The following is a 17,649-nucleotide window of genomic DNA, read 5'->3' as shown; positions in this document are numbered from 1 at the left end:
TTACCGCCCCGGATCGAGCGGTCCCCTCAGCGTGAGTCGGCTCGTTCAAGCCGCTTCGCGGAAGCGATATCCTACGCCATAAAGCGTTTCAATCATATCGAAGTCGCCATCGACCAGTTTGAACTTCTTGCGAAGGCGCTTGATGTGGCTGTCGATGGTACGGTCGTCGACATAGACCTGTTCGTCATAAGCGGCATCCATCAGCGCGTCGCGGCTTTTGACAACGCCTGGCCGCTGCGCCAGCGAATGCAGGATGAGGAATTCGGTCACCGTGAGCGTCACCGGCTCACCCTTCCAGGTGCAGGTGTGACGCTCCTGGTCCATGGCGAGTTGCCCGCGTTCCAGCGTGCGCGCCTGCTGGTCTGCAGTCGGTTTCAGCACGCTGCCGGTTGCAGCGGATGCTTCGCGGCTGCTGGCGCGGCGAAGGATCGCCTTGACGCGCTCCACCAGAAGGCGCTGCGAGAAGGGCTTGGTGATGAAATCGTCCGCGCCCATCTTCAGGCCGAACAATTCGTCGATCTCTTCATCCTTGGAGGTGAGGAAGATAACCGGCAGATCCGATTTCTGGCGAAGGCGCCGCAGAAGCTCCATGCCGTCCATGCGTGGCATCTTGATGTCAAAAATGGCGAGCTGCGGCGGACGGGCAATCAACCCGTCGAGCGCGGAAGCCCCATCCGTATACGTTTCGACCCGGTAGCCCTCGGCTTCAAGCGCGATCGATACCGAAGTCAGAATATTCCGGTCGTCGTCGACTAGCGCGATCGTCTGCATGTAGTTGGTCTCCATCGTCATTTTCTCGTAACTCCCGACATCCACCCAGCCAAGGTTGCGCGCCGCGAGCCACTCTCTTGAGTATAAAGGTGGAACAAATTGTGGCAAAGGAAAAATGGCCATGAAATCGAGGGGGCGCAGCTTCTGATTTTCACAAAAGGTCCGCAGCCGGATTTTAATGCGACTTCAACCGATTTAAAAAGAAATAAAATCTTTTAAATCGATTAATATATTGAAATCACTAAGTTTTTTAATGTCAGCCCCTTGCCTTTCCGAAAGGCGCCACGTATTTTCCGTGAAAATTTCAACGGCCTTACGTCATCAACAAGGAACGCGTCATGAACGAGATTGGGGTTCATAATCCTGCCAATGGAGTCGCAGAACTCGGACTGGGCGAGGCCTCCCGCGTCTTTTATAACCTCAATGAAGGCGAGCTATACGAGCACGCGATCCGTAATGGCGAAGCCGAACTGACCGTGGATGGAGCGTTGCGTGCCGTCACTGGCCAGCACACCGGCCGCTCGCCAAAGGACAAATTCGTCGTTCGCGATGCCTCCACCGAAGACACGATCTGGTGGGATAACAACAAGCCGCTGTCTCCGGCGCACTTCGACCTGCTGCATAAGGATATGCTGTCGCATGCCGCCGGCAAGACTCTCTATGTGCAGGACCTGATCGGCGGCGCCGATGAGGAGAACGCACTGCCGACCCGCGTCGTCACCGAGCTTGCCTGGCATTCGCTTTTCATCCGTAATCTGCTGATCCGGCCGAAGCGCGAGACGCTTGATGGCTTCAGCCAGAAGCTTACCATCATCAATCTGCCGAGCTTCAAGGCTGATCCGGTGCGCCACGGTTGCCGCACGGAAACGGTTATCGCCTGCGACCTGACCAAGGGTCTCGTTTTGATCGGTGGTACGAGCTATGCCGGCGAAAATAAGAAGTCGGTCTTCACGGTTCTGAACTACCTGTTGCCCGCCAAGGGCGTCATGCCGATGCATTGCTCGGCGAATGTCGGTCCGGAGGGCGATTCCGCCGTCTTCTTCGGCCTCTCCGGCACCGGCAAGACAACGCTGTCTGCCGATCCGGCACGCACGCTGATCGGCGATGACGAGCACGGCTGGGGCGAACATGGCATCTTCAATTTCGAGGGCGGTTGCTACGCCAAGGCGATCAAACTTTCGGCTGAAGCCGAGCCAGAAATCTACGCTGCGACCAACCGTTTCGGCACGGTTTTGGAAAACGTCGTGCTGGACGAAAACCGCGTTCCTGACTTCAACGATAACTCGCTGACGGAAAACACCCGCAGCGCTTATCCGCTGCACTTCATCCCGAATGCGTCGGAGACCGGCATTGCCGGCCATCCAAGGACGATCATCATGCTGACGGCCGACGCCTTCGGCGTGCTGCCGCCGATCGCCCGGCTGACGCCGGAGCAGGCCATGTACCACTTCCTCTCCGGTTACACCGCAAAGGTCGCCGGCACGGAAAAGGGCGTGACCGAGCCGGAAGCCACCTTCTCCACATGCTTTGGCGCACCCTTCATGCCGCGCCACCCGGCGGAATACGGCAACCTGCTGCGTGAGTTGATCGGCAAGCACGGCGTGGATTGCTGGCTCGTCAACACCGGCTGGACCGGCGGCGCTTATGGCGTCGGCAAGCGTATGCCCATCAAGGCGACGCGCGCGCTTCTGACGGCTGCTCTTTCCGGCGACCTGAAGAATGCCCAGTTCCGCACCGATGCGAATTTTGGCTTCGCCGTTCCTCAGTCGCTTGACGGTGTCGACAGCGCGATCCTCGATCCGCGTTCCACCTGGGCTGATGGTGCCGCCTACGACGCCCAGGCGAAGAAGCTGGTCTCGATGTTCGTCACGAACTTCACCAAGTTCGAAGACCATGTCGACAGCAGGGTTCGCGACGCAGCACCGGGCCTTTTGCTCGCAGCTGAATGAGTTAAGCCTCATATATGAGGAGGAGGGGAACCCGGCCTGAGCGCCGGGTTTCTTTTTGCCAGGGTGCTCTTGGTTTCCCGCTGTTTTCATTTTTTGCGTTCTGTGGCATCACGGGCGCGGAGAAAGATCATGGCCAGCGACCCGCTTTACATCAGCAACCGTATCACCATCGCCGGCTGGGAGCTGACGGAGCAATTCGTTCTGGCCGGCGGGCCGGGCGGCCAGAACGTCAACAAGGTTTCGACCGCGGTTCAGCTGTTTTTCGACATCGCCAATTCGCCATCCCTTTCGGACCGGGTGAAGGCCAATGCGCTGCGTCTCGGTGGCAGGCGCGTGTCGAAAGAGGGCGTGCTGATGATCGAGGCCAGCCGCTTTCGCAGTCAGGAGCGCAATCGTGAAGACGCGCGGGAGCGGCTAAAGGATTTGATCCTGGAAGCCGCGGCCCCGCCGCCGCCTGTTCGCAAGGCCACGAAGCCGACTAAAGGCTCGGTGGAGCGCCGTTTGAAGGCAAAGTCCGGCCGTTCGGATATCAAGAAAATGCGAGGCAAGCCCTCCGGCGACTAATCCGAGGGTGTTTGATTTTCAGAGCTTACGAAGCGCAACCGTGTCGATCAGGTGGTTCTTGCCTTTGCGCAGAATGAGATCCGCCCGCGGGCGCGTGGGGACAATGTTCTGGCGCAGGTTCTTCAGGTTAATGTTCTGCCAGAGCCCCTCGGCGATGCTGAGCGCTGCCTCCTCACTGATCGATGCATAACGGTTGAAGAAGGAATTGGGGTCGCGGAAGGCGGTCTGCCGCAGGTTCATGAAGCGGTTCACATACCAGTTGTGAATGAAATCCTCGTCGGCATCGATATAGATCGAGAAATCGAAGAAATCGGAAACGATCGGCACGATGCGCCCGCCTGCCGGCAGATCACGCGATTGCAGCACGTTGATGCCTTCGAAAATGAGGATGTCGGGTTGGTCGACAACCGTGTATTCATTGGGCAGCACATCATACGTCAGGTGCGAATAGCGCGGCGCCTTCACATTCGGCTGACCGGCCTTGATTGCCGAGAGGAACCGCAGCAGCGCGCCAATGTCATAGCTCTCTGGAAAACCCTTGCGTTCCATCAGGTTCTCCCGCCGCAGAACCTCGTTCGGATAAAGAAAGCCGTCCGTGGTGATCAGATCGACCTTCGGGCTGGAAGGCCAGCGCGCAAGGAGCTCTTTCAAAATACGTGCCGTCGTGGATTTTCCAACAGCGACGGAACCGGCAATGCCGATGACGAAAGGCGTCTTGTTGACGTCAGCCATGTTGAGGAAGCGGTTGCGCTGCTCGAACAGCAGTTGCGACGCTTCCACATGTGATGACAGCAGGCGCGACAGCGAGAGATAGATGCGCCGCACTTCGTCCAGATCGATCGGATCATCCAGCGAACGTAGCCGCTTGACCTCGTCCGCGGAAAGGGTCAATGGCGTATCGGCGCGGAATTTAGCCCATTCTTCGGAACTGAAGAAGTGATAGGGCGAATATTCGTCCGCACGAAAATGATCGAGTGTCCCTGGCATGCCTCTCTCCCCGCTGCCTGCCGTGACATTCATGACGTCGGCCTCGCCGCCTTTTCCGCAAGGCCGGTCTGGCCTGTGCGCCGCTCAAGCTCGGCAAAAACGTCCGCAAGTGGAATATCGGCAATCTTCAGCACGACAAGCAGATGGTAAAGTAGATCGGCGGCCTCGTTTTTCAGCCCATCGCGATCTTTGGCGATGGCGGCAATAACGCTCTCCACCGCCTCTTCGCCGAGTTTTTTCGCGGCGCGCTCCTGACCGGCCGCAACCAGCTTGGCCGTCCAGGATTCGTCAGGAGAGGCAGCGGCGCGGATTGCGACGATGCGCTCCAGATCGGAAAGGGTAAATGCGCTCATGGGGAAATCCTGCAATCAGTCGAGACGCATGGCGATGCCATGCTCGGCCATGTAGTTCTTGGCTTCACCGATCGAATAGGTGCCGAAGTGGAAGATGGAAGCGGCAAGCACTGCCGTTGCGTGGCCATCGCGAACACCCGCCACCAGATCATCCAGCGTGCCGACGCCGCCCGAGGCGATGACAGGCACGCGGACCTGATCGGCAATGCTGCGCGTCAGGCCGATATCGTAGCCGCTCTTCGTTCCGTCGCGGTCCATCGAGGTGACGAGCAACTCGCCAGCCCCACGCTCGACCATCCTGATGGCGAATTCGACGGCGTCGATACCGGTCGGCTGGCGGCCGCCGTGGGTGAAGATTTCCCAGCGGTCAGCCTCGCCATCTTTCGAAACGCGCTTGGCGTCGATGGAAACGACGATGCACTGGTTGCCGAACTTATCGGCCGCCTGCGCGACGAAATCGGGATCCTTGACGGCGGCAGAATTGATCGAGACCTTGTCGGCACCGCAAAGAAGAAGCTTGCGAATATCGGCAACGCTGCGAACGCCGCCGCCAACGGTTACCGGCATGAAGCAATGATCGGCCGTGCGCGACACCACATCGAAGATCGTATCGCGGTTGTCCGAAGACGCGGTGATGTCGAGGAAGCAGAGTTCATCCGCCCCCGCGGCGTCATAGGCTTTCGCCGCCTCGACCGGATCACCTGCATCGATCAGATCAACGAAGTTCACGCCCTTGACGACACGACCGTCTTTGACATCGAGGCAGGGAATGATGCGGGCTTTGAGGGTCATGCACGTGTCTCCTTCGCAGCCTTGATAAGGGCAAGTGCCTCGGCGGGATCAATGCGACCGTCATAAAGCGCACGGCCGGAAATAGCGCCCTCAAGCTTTACCGCATCCGGCTGCAACATGCGCTTGATGTCATCGATGGAGGCAAGTCCGCCGGACGCGATGACTGGGATGGAGACCGCGTCGGCCAGTTCCAGCGTTGAGGCCCAATTGATGCCGGCCAGGATGCCGTCACGATCGATATCGGTGTAGATGATGGCCGCGACGCCGGCACCTTCGAAACGTTTGGCAAGCTCGATGACGCCGAGTTCGGAGGCTTCCGCCCAGCCTTCAACGGCAACCTTGCCGCCCTTGGCATCGATGCCGACGGCGACCTGGCCGGGAAAACGCTTGCAGGCTTCAATGACCAGAACCGGATCGCGCACCGCCACGGTGCCGAGAATGACGCGCGCAAGGCCGCGGCTCAGCCAAGCCTCGATATGATCGAGTGTGCGGATGCCGCCGCCCAGCTGCACCGGGTTTGTCGTCGCTTTCAAAATGGCATCAACTGCCGCGCCGTTGACCGTCTGGCCGGCGAACGCACCGTTGAGATCAACGACATGCAGCCATTCAAAGCCTTGATCCTCGAAAGCCTTCGCCTGTGCTCCGGGGTCGGTATTATAGACGGTGGCCTGGTCCATATCGCCGAGTTTCAGGCGAACGCACTCACCGTTTTTGAGATCGATTGCGGGAAAAAGGATCATGTCAGGGCTTCCAGCGCAGGAAATTGGAAATCAGGGCGAGGCCGAGCGTCTGGCTTTTTTCCGGGTGGAACTGCGCGCCCGCCATATTGTCGCGGCCGACGAAAGCCGTCATCGCGCCCCCGTAATTGGTCGTAGCGATGACGTCAGTCGCATGCTTGGCCGCCAGATGATAGGAATGCACGAAATAGGCGTGCAACCCATCCGCGCCAGTCTTGATACCCTCGAACAGCGGATGTGCGTGGCGGATTTCCAGCGTATTCCAGCCGATTTGGGGAATCTTGAGCCCAGGATCAGACGGCGTCATTTCGACAACATCACCCTCGATCCATCCAAGTCCGTTGCTCACGGTCTTTTCCAGCCCCCGGGAGGACATGAGCTGCATGCCGACGCATATGCCGAGAAAGGGGTGGGCCTTTTTTTCGACGGCTTCGACGAGTGCCTCATGCATGCCGGGAACGGCATCCAGACCCGCCCGGCAATCGGCATAGGCGCCGACACCGGGCAGCACGATGCGGTCCGCCGAGGCGACGTGATCGGGCTTGTCGGTCAAATCGATGGTTGCGTTGATACCGGCTTCACGCGCGGCGCGCTCGAAAGCTTTGGTGGCCGAGCGCAGATTGCCCGAGCCGTAGTCGATGATCGCGACACGCATGTCAGCGCCTTCCATTCAAGTCGAAAAGAAACGATCCGGCGGGATCGTTGACGAAGTTTGTGTCGCCGCTCTTTTGCGGCGAAGGGGTCCAGACCGGCTGTGACAGCTGTTCCACTGCGTCGGCATTTTCCGAGAGACCGGAGAAATAGATGTCTTCGGCGCTCGAAAGATCAGGCGCTGAAACAACTGACGTCAGCGTCCAGCCTTTGCGGATCAGGTGCCGGACGAGAAAATCGCGTCCCTCCAGCGCCGTGATGAGCCCAGTCGCGAGACCAAAAAGAATCCCGGCAGGTTCGAACCCGGCGAACGTCGAGATCTGCCCGGCGGCAAAAAGGGCGATGACAACGATGGCCGTCGCCAGCCACAGCCGGTTGATCGCAAGCCATAACCATGGCGCAAAGAAAGCCAGCCACACGAAACGATCTGCGATGAAGCGGGTCGTCTTGTGGTCCCTGTCCGGCCCGTTGGGGGCTTCCAGAACGAGATAGCTTGTCATGGGCTTCCTGACAGCTTGGGCGTCAGGCCAGCATGCCCTTCGTGGAGGGAACGCGGCCTGCCTGCCGGGGGTCGATCTCGGTTGCCGCGCGAAGAACGCGGGCAACGGCCTTGAAACATGTTTCAGCGATATGATGGTTGTTAGCGCCGTAATGGTTCAGGATATGCAGCGTGATGCCGGCGTTCTGGGCGAGGGCCTGAAAGAATTCACGTACCAGTTCGGTGTCGAAAGTGCCGATCTTTGGTGCGGAGAAATTGACGTTCCACACGAGAAACGGCCGGCCGGAAATATCGACGGCGGCCTTGGTCATCGTCTCGTCCATGGCTAGGTCGAGCGAGGCGTAGCGGGTGATGCCACGCCGATCACCCAACGCTTTCGCAATCGCCTGACCGATGGCGATGCCGGTATCTTCCACGGTGTGGTGGTCATCGATATGCAGGTCGCCCTGAACCTCTATCTCCATGTCTATGAGCGAATGGCGGCTGAGCTGGTCCAGCATATGGTCGAAAAATCCCACGCCGGTGGAAATTTTTGATTTGCCGGTGCCGTCGATATCCACGCGGACCGAAACCGAGGTTTCGTTGGTCTTGCGGATAATCTCACCTTTACGTTCTGCCATTTTGGCCGCTCCGTGGAAATGTTGCCGTTCCTTATCAGCACGGGACACAAATATCCAGTTGTTCCATCGTCTTGGCTGACCTGCGGGGAACACGGTGCGATCCCGATGATTGCAATCGGAAAAACCCGACTTACATAGAACCCGAAAAGGGCCGCAACCCGGTCCGTTAACTCCAGGCCCGGCAGGGCAGACAGGTGTTTGATGACAACAATCATTACAGTCAGAAAGGGCGGCAAAGTCGTCATGGCTGGCGACGGGCAGGTAAGCCTCGGCCAGACCGTCATGAAGGGTAACGCCCGCAAGGTTCGTCGCATCGGCAAGGGCGAAGTGATCGCTGGTTTCGCCGGCGCAACGGCGGATGCCTTTACATTGCTTGACCGTCTCGAAAAGAAGCTCGAGCAATATCCCGGCCAGTTGATGCGCGCAGCCGTGGAGCTCGCGAAGGACTGGCGGACCGACAAATATCTGCGCAATCTTGAAGCCATGATGCTGGTGGCCGATAAATCGACCACACTTGCCATTACCGGCAACGGTGATGTGCTGGAGCCTGAACATGGCGCAATCGCCATCGGCTCCGGCGGCAATTATGCATTCGCCGCCGCCCGCGCGATGATGGATACCGACAAGTCGGCCGAAGACGTGGCGCGTCAGGCGCTCGATATCGCCGCCGATATCTGCGTTTACACCAATCACAATCTCGTCGTGGAAACGCTCGACGCCGAGTAAGCCAATTTCTCACCAATGGGTCCTGTGGGCCGGGCCGAATGGCCGGCCGGAACAGGAAAGCCGAGAGGACAGAATGACCACTTTTTCTCCCCGAGAAATCGTCTCGGAACTGGACCGTCACATCATCGGTCAGCACGATGCAAAACGTGCCGTCGCGATCGCATTGCGCAATCGCTGGCGCCGCCAGCAGCTCGATGAGAGCCTGCGCGACGAAGTCATGCCGAAAAACATTCTCATGATCGGTCCGACCGGTGTCGGCAAGACGGAAATCTCGCGCCGCCTTGCCAAGCTGGCCGGCGCACCATTCATCAAGGTCGAAGCCACCAAGTTCACCGAAGTCGGTTATGTCGGACGCGATGTCGAGCAGATAATTCGCGACCTGGTCGAGATTGGTATCGGCCTCGTGCGCGAAAAGAAGCGCGCCGAAGTGCAGGCCAAGGCGCATCAGAGCGCCGAAGAGCGGGTGCTTGATGCGCTTGTTGGCTCCACCGCATCGCCGGGCACGCGCGAAAGCTTCCGCAAGAAGCTGCGCGACGGCGAGTTGGACGACAAGGAAATCGATATCGAAGTTGCCGATAGCGGATCGGGTATGCCCGGTTTTGAAATTCCCGGCATGCCGGGCGCCAATATCGGCGTGCTCAACCTGTCGGAAATGTTCGGCAAGGCCATGGGCGGACGCACCAAGAAGGTGCGCACCACGGTATCGAAATCCTATGCCGATCTCATCCGCGACGAATCCGACAAGCTGCTGGACAATGAAATGATCCAGCGTGAGGCGGTGAAGTCGGTTGAAAATGACGGCATCGTCTTCCTCGATGAGATCGACAAGATCGCCGCCCGCGATGGCGGGATGGGCGCCGGTGTTTCGCGCGAAGGCGTGCAGCGCGACCTGCTGCCGCTGGTCGAAGGCACGACGGTGTCAACGAAATATGGGCCTGTCAAAACCGACCATATCCTCTTCATCGCATCGGGCGCCTTTCATGTGGCCAAGCCGTCGGATCTGCTGCCGGAGCTTCAGGGCCGCCTGCCGATCCGCGTTGAGCTGAAGCCGCTCACCCGGGAGGATTTCCGCCGTATCCTGACGGAGACGGAGGCAAGCCTTATCCGCCAGTACAAGGCGCTGATGGCAACGGAAGAACTGGATCTCGACTTCACCGACGACGCAATCGATGCCCTGGCTGACGTAGCAGTTCATCTTAATTCGTCGGTCGAGAATATCGGTGCCCGCCGCCTGCAGACGGTAATGGAGCGTGTTCTGGACGAGATTTCCTTCAACGCGCCGGATCGTGGCGGTTCCGCCGTCAAGATCGACCAGGACTATGTCCGTAAACATGTCGGCGATCTCGCCGCCGATACGGACCTCTCGCGCTATATTCTCTGAAGACTTCAGGGATCGAAGAAAAAGGAGTGCGGCCTTATTTGCCGCACTCTTTTATTTTATCCGCCTCATCTCGCATTCAGCCCGCATTTTGTTTATGGGAAGGGCTGCATTCCCTTTGGAACCGCTTTCGTGGAATGATCAGGTTTGTCAGCAGCTGTGCTGGCTTAGCCGCAGGCTTGAAAAAAGGCATTCGCTCGTGCGCAAAACTCTTTTGGCATTTGCCGCTGCTTTGACGTTCACCGTCACCGCATCCTCCTATGTTGAGGCCGCAACGGTCGTACCGCCCGGCAACCGCAATGCCGAGCAGCCGGGCGTCCCCGGTGCTTCCGCAAAGAGAACCAAGGCGTCCAACACGTCTTATGAGCGGAAATATAAGAAGGTCCTTGATCTCTTGTCTTCCGACAAGGCGCTGATTGCCAAGATCAAGTCGACAGCGGCGCTTTACGGTATTGATCCGATCCACATGATTGGCGCGATCGTTGGCGAGCACACCTATAATGTCGATGCCTATGACAGGCTGCAGTCCTATTACGTCAAGGCGGCCTCTTATGCCGGCGGCAGCTTCCGTTTCGGATACAAGGACGAGACGATCGCGCAGTTTCTGACGCATTCGCAGTTTTCCAAATGCCAGTCGAAGAAGGATTCCTACAGCCTCTGGAACTGTCGCGAAGATGTTTGGGAAGATAGCTTCCGCGGCAAGACCGTCGATGGCGTTGCCTATCCTAACAATCGGTTCAGCGCGGTTTTCTTCCAGCCATTTTACGCGGGCCAGACCTTCGGCCTTGGCCAGATCAATCCGCTGACGGCGCTGATGCTATCCGACATGGTGGCGAGAACCTCGGGTTATGAGAAGCTGGACGAGAACGATGCCGCAGCGGTCTATACGTCAATCATGGACCCGGACCACTCCCTTGCCTTCATGGCAGCCGCCATTCGCAAATCGATCGATGACTACAGGTCGATCGCCGACATGGATATCTCGAAAAATCCCGGCCTGACCTCGACACTCTATAATGTCGGGGGATCGCAGCAGCGCGCGGCGGTCCTGGCGCAGAAGAACCGCCAGCGTGCCGCAAGCGGAGAACAGCCATCGTTGCCGGAAGAGAATTACTACGGCTGGCTGGTGAATGACCGTATCAAGGATCTCCAGGGTCTCTTGTAGGAAAAGACTTATATCCGCTAGATTGTTTCCATAATGGAAATAATATTTGGCGATCAGCCGCAATTGACGAGCAGCCGTCTCAGCGTCCAATCTGTGTCTTCAGAATAGAGGAGGCGCATGTGAGCCGCACGGATAAATTCGGTCTTTCCATTGACGACAGGCTGTATGCCTTTTTGACGGACGATGTGCTTCCCGGCACGGGTCTCAGCAGCGAGGCTTTTTTTGAAGGCTTTTCGGCCATCGTTCATGAGCTCTCTCCGAAGAACCGCGAGCTGCTTGCCAAGCGCGACGCGCTGCAGGAAAAAATTGACGGCTGGTACCGAGAGAACGGAGCACCATCGGATTTCGAGGGCTACGAGGCATTCCTGAAGGAAATCGGTTATCTTCTGCCGGAGGGACCGGCTTTCCAGGTCGAAACAACAAATGTCGATCCGGAAATAGCCGTTGTTGCCGGGCCGCAGCTTGTTGTTCCCGTCATGAATGCACGCTACGCGCTGAACGCCGCGAACGCCCGTTGGGGGTCGCTCTATGACGCGCTCTATGGCACCGATGCCATTTCCGAAGCCGAGGGTGCGGAAAAGGGCAGGGGCTATAACCCGAAGCGCGGCGAGAAGGTTATCGAGTGGGCGCGCAACTTCCTCGATGAATCCGCGCCGCTCGCAAGCGGCAGCTGGTCTGGCGTCACCAGCTTCGAAATCGTTGACGGCCTGCTGCGGCTTGTCGTTGGCGATGCCACGACCGGCCTCGAGGACGAAACGCAGTTCAAGGGTTTCACAGGCGACGCGGCGAAGCCCGCAACGATCCTGCTCGGCAAAAATGGCCTGCACACCGAGATCGTCATCGATCCAACAACCGAAATCGGTAAGGGCGATCGGGCAGGCATATCTGATGTCATCCTTGAATCCGCTTTGACCACCATCATGGATTGCGAGGATTCGGTTGCCGCCGTCGATGCCGAGGACAAGGTGCTGGTTTACGGCAACTGGCTTGGCCTGATGCGCGGCGACCTGACGGAGGAGGTCTCCAAGGGCGGCAGCACCTTCACACGCCGCCTCAACCCGGATCGCTATTATACAGCACCCGATGGCTCCGCGCTCACGCTGCCGGGCCGGTCGCTGATGCTGGTCCGCAATGTCGGTCACCTCATGACCAATCCGGCAATCCTTGATCGGGATGGCCGCGAGGTTCCTGAGGGTATCATGGATGCTGTCGTCACAGCGCTCATTGCACTCTACGACGTCGGCCCTTCCGGGCGACGCCAGAACTCCCGGGCCGGCTCCATGTATGTGGTAAAGCCGAAGATGCATGGGCCGGAAGAAGTGGCCTTCGCCAACGAGATTTTCACCCGCGTCGAAAAGCTCGTCGGCATGCAGCCCAATACCATGAAAATGGGCATCATGGATGAGGAGCGCCGCACCACTGTTAACCTCAAGGAGAGCATTCGAGCTGCGAAGGATCGTGTGGTCTTCATCAATACGGGTTTCCTCGACCGTACCGGTGACGAAATTCACACCTCGATGGAAGCAGGCCCGATGATCCGCAAGGGCGACATGAAGCAGGCGGCCTGGATCGCTGCTTATGAAAACTGGAACGTCGATATCGGCCTCGAATGCGGTCTTTCCGGCCATGCGCAGATCGGCAAAGGCATGTGGGCGATGCCTGACCTGATGGCGGCGATGCTGGAGCAGAAGATTGCTCATCCGAGGGCGGGCGCAAACACTGCCTGGGTACCGTCGCCAACGGCGGCGACGCTGCATGCGACGCATTATCACAAGGTCGATGTTGCCGCGGTTCAGGAAGGCCTGAAAAGTCGCGGTCGCGCCAAGGTTTCCGACATTCTTTCAGTGCCGGTCGCGCCGCGTCCCAACTGGACGCCGGAAGAAATCCAGCGTGAACTTGATAACAATGCGCAGGGTATTCTCGGCTATGTCGTTCGCTGGGTCGATCAGGGCGTCGGCTGCTCCAAGGTTCCTGACATCAACAATGTCGGCCTGATGGAGGATCGCGCGACGCTTCGCATCTCCGCCCAGCACATGGCGAACTGGCTGCGCCACGGCGTGGTGACAGAGGCCCAGATCATCGAGACCATGAAGCGCATGGCCGCAGTTGTTGATGCTCAGAATGCCGGCGATGCCGCTTATCACCCGATGGCATCGGATTTCGACGGCTCGGTGGCTTTCCAGGCTGCTGTCGAGCTGGTGCTGAAGGGCCGCGAACAGCCGAACGGCTATACCGAGCCGGTCCTGCACCGCCGCCGTCTGGAGCTGAAGGCAAAGCAGGCGGCCTGATCAGCCTCCTCACGCACGGTACAAAAAAGCCGCCGGGAGATCCTCGGCGGCTTTTTCTTGATCTGCTGGTGTGACCCTTACTGGATCACGACGACCTTGGTGCTGCGGCCGGGGCGGACGCGGCTGTAAAGGTCGATCACATCCTGGTTGATCATGCGAATGCAGCCGGAAGAGGCAGCGGTGCCGATCGAGGCCCATTCGGGCGAACCATGAATGCGGAACAGCGTATCCTGGCCCTTGTCGTTGAAGAGATACATGGCGCGTGCGCCCAGCGGGTTGGAAAGGCCGGGGCCCATACCAGCTTCGACATATTTCGCCACTTCCGGCTTGCGATCCGCCATTTCTTTCGGCGGATGCCACATTGGCCATTCCTGCTTCCACGCCACATAGGCTTCACCAGCCCAGGCGAAACCAGCCTTGCCGACGCCGATGCCGTAACGCACCGCGCGGTTGCCGGAAAGGATATAATAAAGGAAACGATCGCGCGTATTGACGATAATCGTGCCGGGACGCTCGTTCGTCTGGAACTCGACGATCTGGCGGCGGTATTTTTCGTTCACGCGGTTGATCGGGATGGCTGGGAGCGCATAACCCGCATCGGTCACCGGACCGTAAACATCATTGAAGATCTGCACCGTTTCGACCTTCGCCGGAACGGGATCGGCAACCGGTACGGAGGCTGCGATCTTGCCTGATGTCGGAGTTGCGGATTGGGAAGTCGTTTCGGCGCAGCCGGCCAGTGCCAGTGCTGCCGTCAGACCGAGTATGGTCAATGGGGTACGGATGCGCATGTCGTTCTCGCGGAAAATTCGCCAAATTGTGCGAAGGAGTAGGCTTAATAGGATAAATCGGTTATTTTCCATTCAGCCGCACTTGGCAAGCCGTTGTGCAGCCGCGAAACGGCACCGCATTTAAAATTGCCGGTTGATTGCCTTTTTTGCAACAATAGGCCAAACGCTTCAGCAGCCATTATCCATGACTATTCTTTCCGTTACCAACAATAATCCGTTAATCGACGGCCGCCAGTCGGACAAGGCGATGCTGGTGCGTCGTGGCGTACAGGTGCTGTTGCACGAGATGCGCCACTCGGTCTTGCCGGAACTGCCGCTGGCAAGCGGACGGCGGGCCGATCTCATCAGCCTGTCTTCCAAGGGCGAAATCTGGATCATCGAAATCAAATCCTCGATCGAGGACTTCCGTGTCGATCGCAAGTGGCCCGATTATCGGTTGCATTGCGACCGCCTGTTTTTCGCCACCCATCCAGAGGTGCCAACGGATATCTTCCCGGAAGAATGCGGGCTCTTCCTGTCGGACGGCTACGGGGCGCATATGCTGCGCGATGCGCCGGAGCACAAACTGCCGCCGGCAACCCGCAAATCGGTCATGCTGGATTTTTCGAGAACCGCTGCGACCCGGCTGATGCTGGCTGAATGGACGACGGGGCGCAGTTTCGGGGAATAGCGGCTGGCTTCGGCGCATCGTCCGGACGGAAACCGTTTCCCAATTTAACTGAAAATGCTTATTTTGGCGCGCGTTTGGCAAGAATGCGCTGCAGGGTCCTTCGATGCATGTTCAGCCGTCGCGCCGTTTCCGAAACGTTGCGCTCGCACATCTCATAGACACGCTGAATATGCTCCCACCGCACCCGGTCGGCCGACATTGGGTTTTCGGGCACTTCGGTCTTTTCGCCCTTTCGCTGTGTGAGCGCGTTGAAAACATCGTCCGCGTCGGCGGGTTTGGCCAGATAATCCAGTGCCCCGAGCTTCACGGCGGTTACGGCGGTCGCAATGTTGCCGTAGCCGGTCAGAACAACGATCTGTGTATCGTCGCGGCTCTGCCTGATGGCCTCAATGACCTCCAGACCGTTACCATCGGTCAGGCGCAGATCGACGACCGCATATTTGGGCGGTGCGGCCTTGGAGCGGGTGATACCTTCGCTGACCGTCTCGGCGGTCTCGACGACAAAGCCGCGCGTTTCCATAGCCCTTGCAAGCCGGCGCAGAAATGGGCCGTCATCATCGACGATCAGCAGGGAGCGGTCAGGTCCGATCGGATCGACGTCCTCTGATGCGGTGGTGGCTGAGGGGTTCTGGTTTTCTGTGTTCATGTTTCCGGCCTTCCGGCAACTTTATCGGCTTGGTTTTCTTCTTTTTATCGCCGCTTCAGCGTGAATGGTAAAGTCAACGGCTCCTTTTATCGTCCATCAGCGCCCGAGGCCAGACGATTGTGACGCGTGCCCCGCTTTCGCCAGCGGTGCGGTTACCGAAGGTGACGGCTGCCCCTGACCTCTCCAACAGCGTTTTCGCGATGAATAGGCCAAGCCCCAGCCCGCCCGCCCGCGTATCGTTGTGACGTTCGGTCACATAGGGCTCACCGATGCGGGCAAGCAAATCATGAGCATAACCGGGCCCGTCATCCTCGATAACGACGGTAACCGTCTGCGAATCGTGTGCGACGGTCACGGTTACCTTCTGCCGCGCATAGTCGACTGCATTTTCAATGAGGTTGCCAAGGCCGTAAATGATGCCGGCGTTTCGAATGCCAACCGGCTCCTCTGCGCGGCCGTTCTTTTCCACCAGTTCAAGCCGAATGCCGAACTCCCGGTGCGGGGCCATCACCTCCTCGATCAGGGAAGAGAGCGGCAGGCGGCGCATGTGCTCCTCGTTATCAGCGGAAAGTGACGTCAGCCGGCGCAGGATATCGCGGCATCTTTCGCTCTGGCTGCGCAGCAGTCCGATGTCTTCGCCGAATTTTTCGTCGTGCCCAAGTTCCCGCTCCATCTCCTTGGCGACAACGCTGATGGTCGCAAGAGGTGTGCCAAGCTCATGCGCCGCGGCGGCTGCCAGCCCGTCGAGCTGGGAGAGGTGCTTTTCTCTCTCCAGTACCAGTTCGGTTGCGGCCAAGGCATCGGCCAGCTGGTTTGCCTCGTGAGAAACGCGATACGCATAAAAAGCCGCAAACGAGGTCGTGGCAATAATGGCGACCCAGGTGCCCACATGCAGCAGCAGTTGGATCGGCAGAACTTCGCCGGGATACCACGGAACCGGAAATGGCGAGAAGGCAATAGCCGTCGAGCAGATCACGGCGAAGAGGAGGAGAATGAGCGAGTGCCGCAGCGGCTGCGAGGCAAATGCAATAATGACCTGCACGCAGATCAGCGGCGCGAAGGGATTGGAAAGTCCACCCGTGATATAGATGAGCGCCGTCAGTTGCAGCAGGTCGAATGCCAGAAGCAATGTCGCTTCCCAGGGCTCCAGACGGTATGTCGAGGGAAAGCGGGCCGTTAGAAACAGGTTGGCAAGCGCCAGTGCCGCGATCAGAAGGCCGCACGCCAGAAGCGGCAGGGGAAAATTCAGCCCAAAGGCGACGAACAAGATTGTTGCCGTCTGGCCGGCAACCGCCAGCCAGCGCAGCCAGACAATGGTTTGCAACCTTATCCGGCGACTGGCGCGGCCAAGTCTGGTGGTTTCGATCGGTTGGCTGGCCACCGTCTTCTCCTTTGCCCGTTTCATCGTGCTCATGTCCCACGCGGCTTCGCGCGGCTGGTCGGCAGGGCGGCGGCAGGATCCTCCGGCCACGGATGGCGTGGATATCGCCCGCGCATGTCCGCCCGCACATCCTTCCAGGATCCCGCCCAGAAACCGGGAAGATCGCGTGTCGTCTGTATCGGCCTATGCGCGGGCGAGGTCAATTCCAGGAGGAGCGGCAGGCGACCCTGCGCGATTGCCGGGTGATCCTTCAGCCCGAAAAGCTCCTGCACGCGAATGGAAAGCGTCGGCTCGCTGCCATCGTAACGAATGGGGTGCCGCTGACCCGTCGGCGCCTCGAAATGCGTGGGCGCTAGCCGGCTGAGGTCCCGGGCAATCTCGTGCGGCACAAGGGAGAGGATACCCTCGGAGAGGCTACCGGGTCGGATGTCCTGTAAACTGCGTGCACCGTTCTGGAACGGAACGAGCCAATCATCCAGTCTCGAGAGCAACGCCTCATCACTGACATCGGGCCACGGTTCGCCGATGCTCGCATGCAGGAAGCCGATCCTGTCACGAAGCTGCAGTGTCTCCTTGGAGAACGGGAGAATGCCGATGCCGAATTCTCTAACGCCATTGGCAAGCGCCCTCGCTGCCCTTTCACCATCGGGGCGGGGCAGGGGCGTTTCATCGAGGATAATG

At 58.9% G+C, this 17,649-nt stretch carries 19 protein-coding genes (1 of these 19 cut by a window edge); 7 read left to right on the top strand and 12 right to left on the bottom strand.

Annotation, left to right across the window (positions count from 1 at the left end; genetic code table 11):
* Positions 1–45: 45 nt before the first annotated feature.
* Complete coding sequence (gene chvI / locus AT6N2_RS10290) at positions 46–771, bottom strand: two-component system response regulator ChvI (RefSeq protein WP_003505377.1); 726 nt, start codon at positions 769–771, stop codon at positions 46–48.
* Between the two features lie 338 nt (positions 772–1,109).
* Between chvI and AT6N2_RS10285 the strand changes: the two genes are divergently transcribed.
* Both AT6N2_RS10285 and arfB read left to right on the top strand, forming a co-directional pair.
* Positions 1,110–2,720 carry a phosphoenolpyruvate carboxykinase gene (locus AT6N2_RS10285; protein ID WP_209086299.1) on the top strand — a complete coding sequence of 537 codons (1,611 nt, stop codon included), beginning with the start codon at positions 1,110–1,112 and terminating at the stop codon, positions 2,718–2,720.
* A 129-nt stretch (positions 2,721–2,849) separates the two neighbouring features.
* On the top strand, positions 2,850–3,284 hold the full coding sequence (gene arfB / locus AT6N2_RS10280) for an alternative ribosome rescue aminoacyl-tRNA hydrolase ArfB (RefSeq protein ID WP_063951588.1): 435 nt from the start codon (positions 2,850–2,852) through the stop codon (positions 3,282–3,284).
* 18 nt (positions 3,285–3,302) lie between these two features.
* On the opposite strand, the gene coaA is transcribed toward arfB, so the two are convergent.
* Genes coaA through hisB form a run of 7 tightly spaced genes read right to left on the bottom strand, consistent with a single transcriptional unit; the run spans position 3,303 to position 7,923 of the window.
* Complete coding sequence (coaA, locus tag AT6N2_RS10275) at positions 3,303–4,304, bottom strand: type I pantothenate kinase (RefSeq protein WP_172801665.1); 1,002 nt, start codon at positions 4,302–4,304, stop codon at positions 3,303–3,305.
* A complete protein-coding gene (locus AT6N2_RS10270) occupies positions 4,301–4,624 on the bottom strand; it encodes a phosphoribosyl-ATP diphosphatase (protein WP_063951589.1) in 324 nt (107 codons plus the stop codon). Before AT6N2_RS10270 ends, coaA begins: the two co-directional genes overlap by 4 nt.
* Before the next feature lie 15 nt (positions 4,625–4,639).
* Positions 4,640–5,416: an imidazole glycerol phosphate synthase subunit HisF gene (gene hisF, locus AT6N2_RS10265; RefSeq protein ID WP_063951590.1), complete on the bottom strand. Its 777-nt coding sequence runs from the start codon at positions 5,414–5,416 to the stop codon at positions 4,640–4,642.
* Positions 5,413–6,156, bottom strand: a complete 744-nt coding sequence (hisA, locus tag AT6N2_RS10260; protein WP_209086296.1) for a 1-(5-phosphoribosyl)-5-[(5-phosphoribosylamino)methylideneamino]imidazole-4-carboxamide isomerase — start codon at positions 6,154–6,156, stop codon at positions 5,413–5,415. Before hisA ends, hisF begins: the two co-directional genes overlap by 4 nt.
* 1 nt (position 6,157) lies before the next feature.
* Positions 6,158–6,808 (bottom strand): imidazole glycerol phosphate synthase subunit HisH, encoded by a 651-nt coding sequence (gene hisH / locus AT6N2_RS10255; protein WP_063951592.1) that lies wholly within the window; start codon positions 6,806–6,808, stop codon positions 6,158–6,160.
* A gap of 1 nt (position 6,809) precedes the next feature.
* On the bottom strand, positions 6,810–7,304 hold the full coding sequence (locus AT6N2_RS10250) for a DUF2628 domain-containing protein (protein ID WP_209086293.1): 495 nt from the start codon (positions 7,302–7,304) through the stop codon (positions 6,810–6,812).
* A gap of 22 nt (positions 7,305–7,326) precedes the next feature.
* The gene (gene hisB / locus AT6N2_RS10245) at positions 7,327–7,923 is read right to left on the bottom strand and encodes an imidazoleglycerol-phosphate dehydratase HisB (protein WP_063951594.1); all 597 of its coding nucleotides are present in this window, start codon (positions 7,921–7,923) and stop codon (positions 7,327–7,329) included.
* Positions 7,924–8,124: 201 nt separating this feature from the next.
* On the opposite strand from hisB, the gene hslV reads away from it, so the two are divergent.
* From hslV to AT6N2_RS10225, 4 genes are all read left to right on the top strand, one after another.
* The gene (gene hslV / locus AT6N2_RS10240) at positions 8,125–8,649 is read left to right on the top strand and encodes an ATP-dependent protease subunit HslV (RefSeq protein ID WP_004444336.1); all 525 of its coding nucleotides are present in this window, start codon (positions 8,125–8,127) and stop codon (positions 8,647–8,649) included.
* 73 nt (positions 8,650–8,722) lie between these two features.
* Positions 8,723–10,030, top strand: a complete 1,308-nt coding sequence (gene hslU / locus AT6N2_RS10235; protein WP_063951596.1) for an ATP-dependent protease ATPase subunit HslU — start codon at positions 8,723–8,725, stop codon at positions 10,028–10,030.
* A 196-nt stretch (positions 10,031–10,226) separates the two neighbouring features.
* Complete coding sequence (locus tag AT6N2_RS10230) at positions 10,227–11,192, top strand: DUF1402 family protein (protein WP_209086290.1); 966 nt, start codon at positions 10,227–10,229, stop codon at positions 11,190–11,192.
* A gap of 119 nt (positions 11,193–11,311) precedes the next feature.
* Positions 11,312–13,480 (top strand): malate synthase G, encoded by a 2,169-nt coding sequence (locus AT6N2_RS10225; RefSeq protein WP_209086288.1) that lies wholly within the window; start codon positions 11,312–11,314, stop codon positions 13,478–13,480.
* A 77-nt stretch (positions 13,481–13,557) separates the two neighbouring features.
* On the opposite strand, the gene AT6N2_RS10220 is transcribed toward AT6N2_RS10225, so the two are convergent.
* On the bottom strand, positions 13,558–14,271 hold the full coding sequence (locus AT6N2_RS10220) for a L,D-transpeptidase (RefSeq protein ID WP_063951598.1): 714 nt from the start codon (positions 14,269–14,271) through the stop codon (positions 13,558–13,560).
* Between the two features lie 184 nt (positions 14,272–14,455).
* Between AT6N2_RS10220 and AT6N2_RS10215 the strand changes: the two genes are divergently transcribed.
* Positions 14,456–14,941 (top strand): MmcB family DNA repair protein, encoded by a 486-nt coding sequence (locus AT6N2_RS10215; RefSeq protein WP_063951599.1) that lies wholly within the window; start codon positions 14,456–14,458, stop codon positions 14,939–14,941.
* 58 nt (positions 14,942–14,999) lie between these two features.
* On the opposite strand, the gene AT6N2_RS10210 is transcribed toward AT6N2_RS10215, so the two are convergent.
* The 3 genes from AT6N2_RS10210 to hrpB form a co-directional block, all read right to left on the bottom strand.
* Complete coding sequence (locus AT6N2_RS10210; RefSeq protein ID WP_063951600.1) at positions 15,000–15,587, bottom strand: ActR/PrrA/RegA family redox response regulator transcription factor; 588 nt, start codon at positions 15,585–15,587, stop codon at positions 15,000–15,002.
* A 73-nt stretch (positions 15,588–15,660) separates the two neighbouring features.
* Positions 15,661–16,968 carry an ActS/PrrB/RegB family redox-sensitive histidine kinase gene (gene actS / locus AT6N2_RS10205; RefSeq protein ID WP_209086285.1) on the bottom strand — a complete coding sequence of 436 codons (1,308 nt, stop codon included), beginning with the start codon at positions 16,966–16,968 and terminating at the stop codon, positions 15,661–15,663.
* Between the two features lie 29 nt (positions 16,969–16,997).
* Positions 16,998–17,649, bottom strand: the 3' portion of a protein-coding gene (gene hrpB, locus AT6N2_RS10200) for an ATP-dependent helicase HrpB (RefSeq protein WP_209086269.1). The gene runs 1,829 nt beyond the window's last position; only the last 652 of its 2,481 coding nucleotides appear in the window; its start codon lies beyond the right edge, outside the window; its stop codon occupies positions 16,998–17,000.

The sequence above is a fragment of the Agrobacterium tumefaciens genome, assembly GCF_017726655.1.
GTDB lineage: Bacteria > Pseudomonadota > Alphaproteobacteria > Rhizobiales > Rhizobiaceae > Agrobacterium > Agrobacterium tumefaciens_B.
This window is presented reverse-complemented; position numbering and strand designations above follow the sequence as displayed.

Excerpts from the sequence above, each read along its gene's own strand:
- chvI (WP_003505377.1), bottom strand. The coding sequence starts at position 771 with ATGCAGACGATCGCGCTAGTCGACGACGACCGGAATATTCTGACTTCG.
- AT6N2_RS10285 (WP_209086299.1), top strand. The coding sequence starts at position 1,110 with ATGAACGAGATTGGGGTTCATAATCCTGCCAATGGAGTCGCAGAACTC.
- arfB (WP_063951588.1), top strand. The coding sequence starts at position 2,850 with ATGGCCAGCGACCCGCTTTACATCAGCAACCGTATCACCATCGCCGGC.
- coaA (WP_172801665.1), bottom strand. The coding sequence starts at position 4,304 with ATGAATGTCACGGCAGGCAGCGGGGAGAGAGGCATGCCAGGGACACTC.
- AT6N2_RS10270 (WP_063951589.1), bottom strand. The coding sequence starts at position 4,624 with ATGAGCGCATTTACCCTTTCCGATCTGGAGCGCATCGTCGCAATCCGC.
- hisF (WP_063951590.1), bottom strand. The coding sequence starts at position 5,416 with ATGACCCTCAAAGCCCGCATCATTCCCTGCCTCGATGTCAAAGACGGT.
- hisA (WP_209086296.1), bottom strand. The coding sequence starts at position 6,156 with ATGATCCTTTTTCCCGCAATCGATCTCAAAAACGGTGAGTGCGTTCGC.
- hisH (WP_063951592.1), bottom strand. The coding sequence starts at position 6,808 with ATGCGTGTCGCGATCATCGACTACGGCTCGGGCAATCTGCGCTCGGCC.
- AT6N2_RS10250 (WP_209086293.1), bottom strand. The coding sequence starts at position 7,304 with ATGACAAGCTATCTCGTTCTGGAAGCCCCCAACGGGCCGGACAGGGAC.
- hisB (WP_063951594.1), bottom strand. The coding sequence starts at position 7,923 with ATGGCAGAACGTAAAGGTGAGATTATCCGCAAGACCAACGAAACCTCG.
- hslV (WP_004444336.1), top strand. The coding sequence starts at position 8,125 with ATGACAACAATCATTACAGTCAGAAAGGGCGGCAAAGTCGTCATGGCT.
- hslU (WP_063951596.1), top strand. The coding sequence starts at position 8,723 with ATGACCACTTTTTCTCCCCGAGAAATCGTCTCGGAACTGGACCGTCAC.
- AT6N2_RS10220 (WP_063951598.1), bottom strand. The coding sequence starts at position 14,271 with ATGCGCATCCGTACCCCATTGACCATACTCGGTCTGACGGCAGCACTG.
- AT6N2_RS10215 (WP_063951599.1), top strand. The coding sequence starts at position 14,456 with ATGACTATTCTTTCCGTTACCAACAATAATCCGTTAATCGACGGCCGC.
- AT6N2_RS10210 (WP_063951600.1), bottom strand. The coding sequence starts at position 15,587 with ATGAACACAGAAAACCAGAACCCCTCAGCCACCACCGCATCAGAGGAC.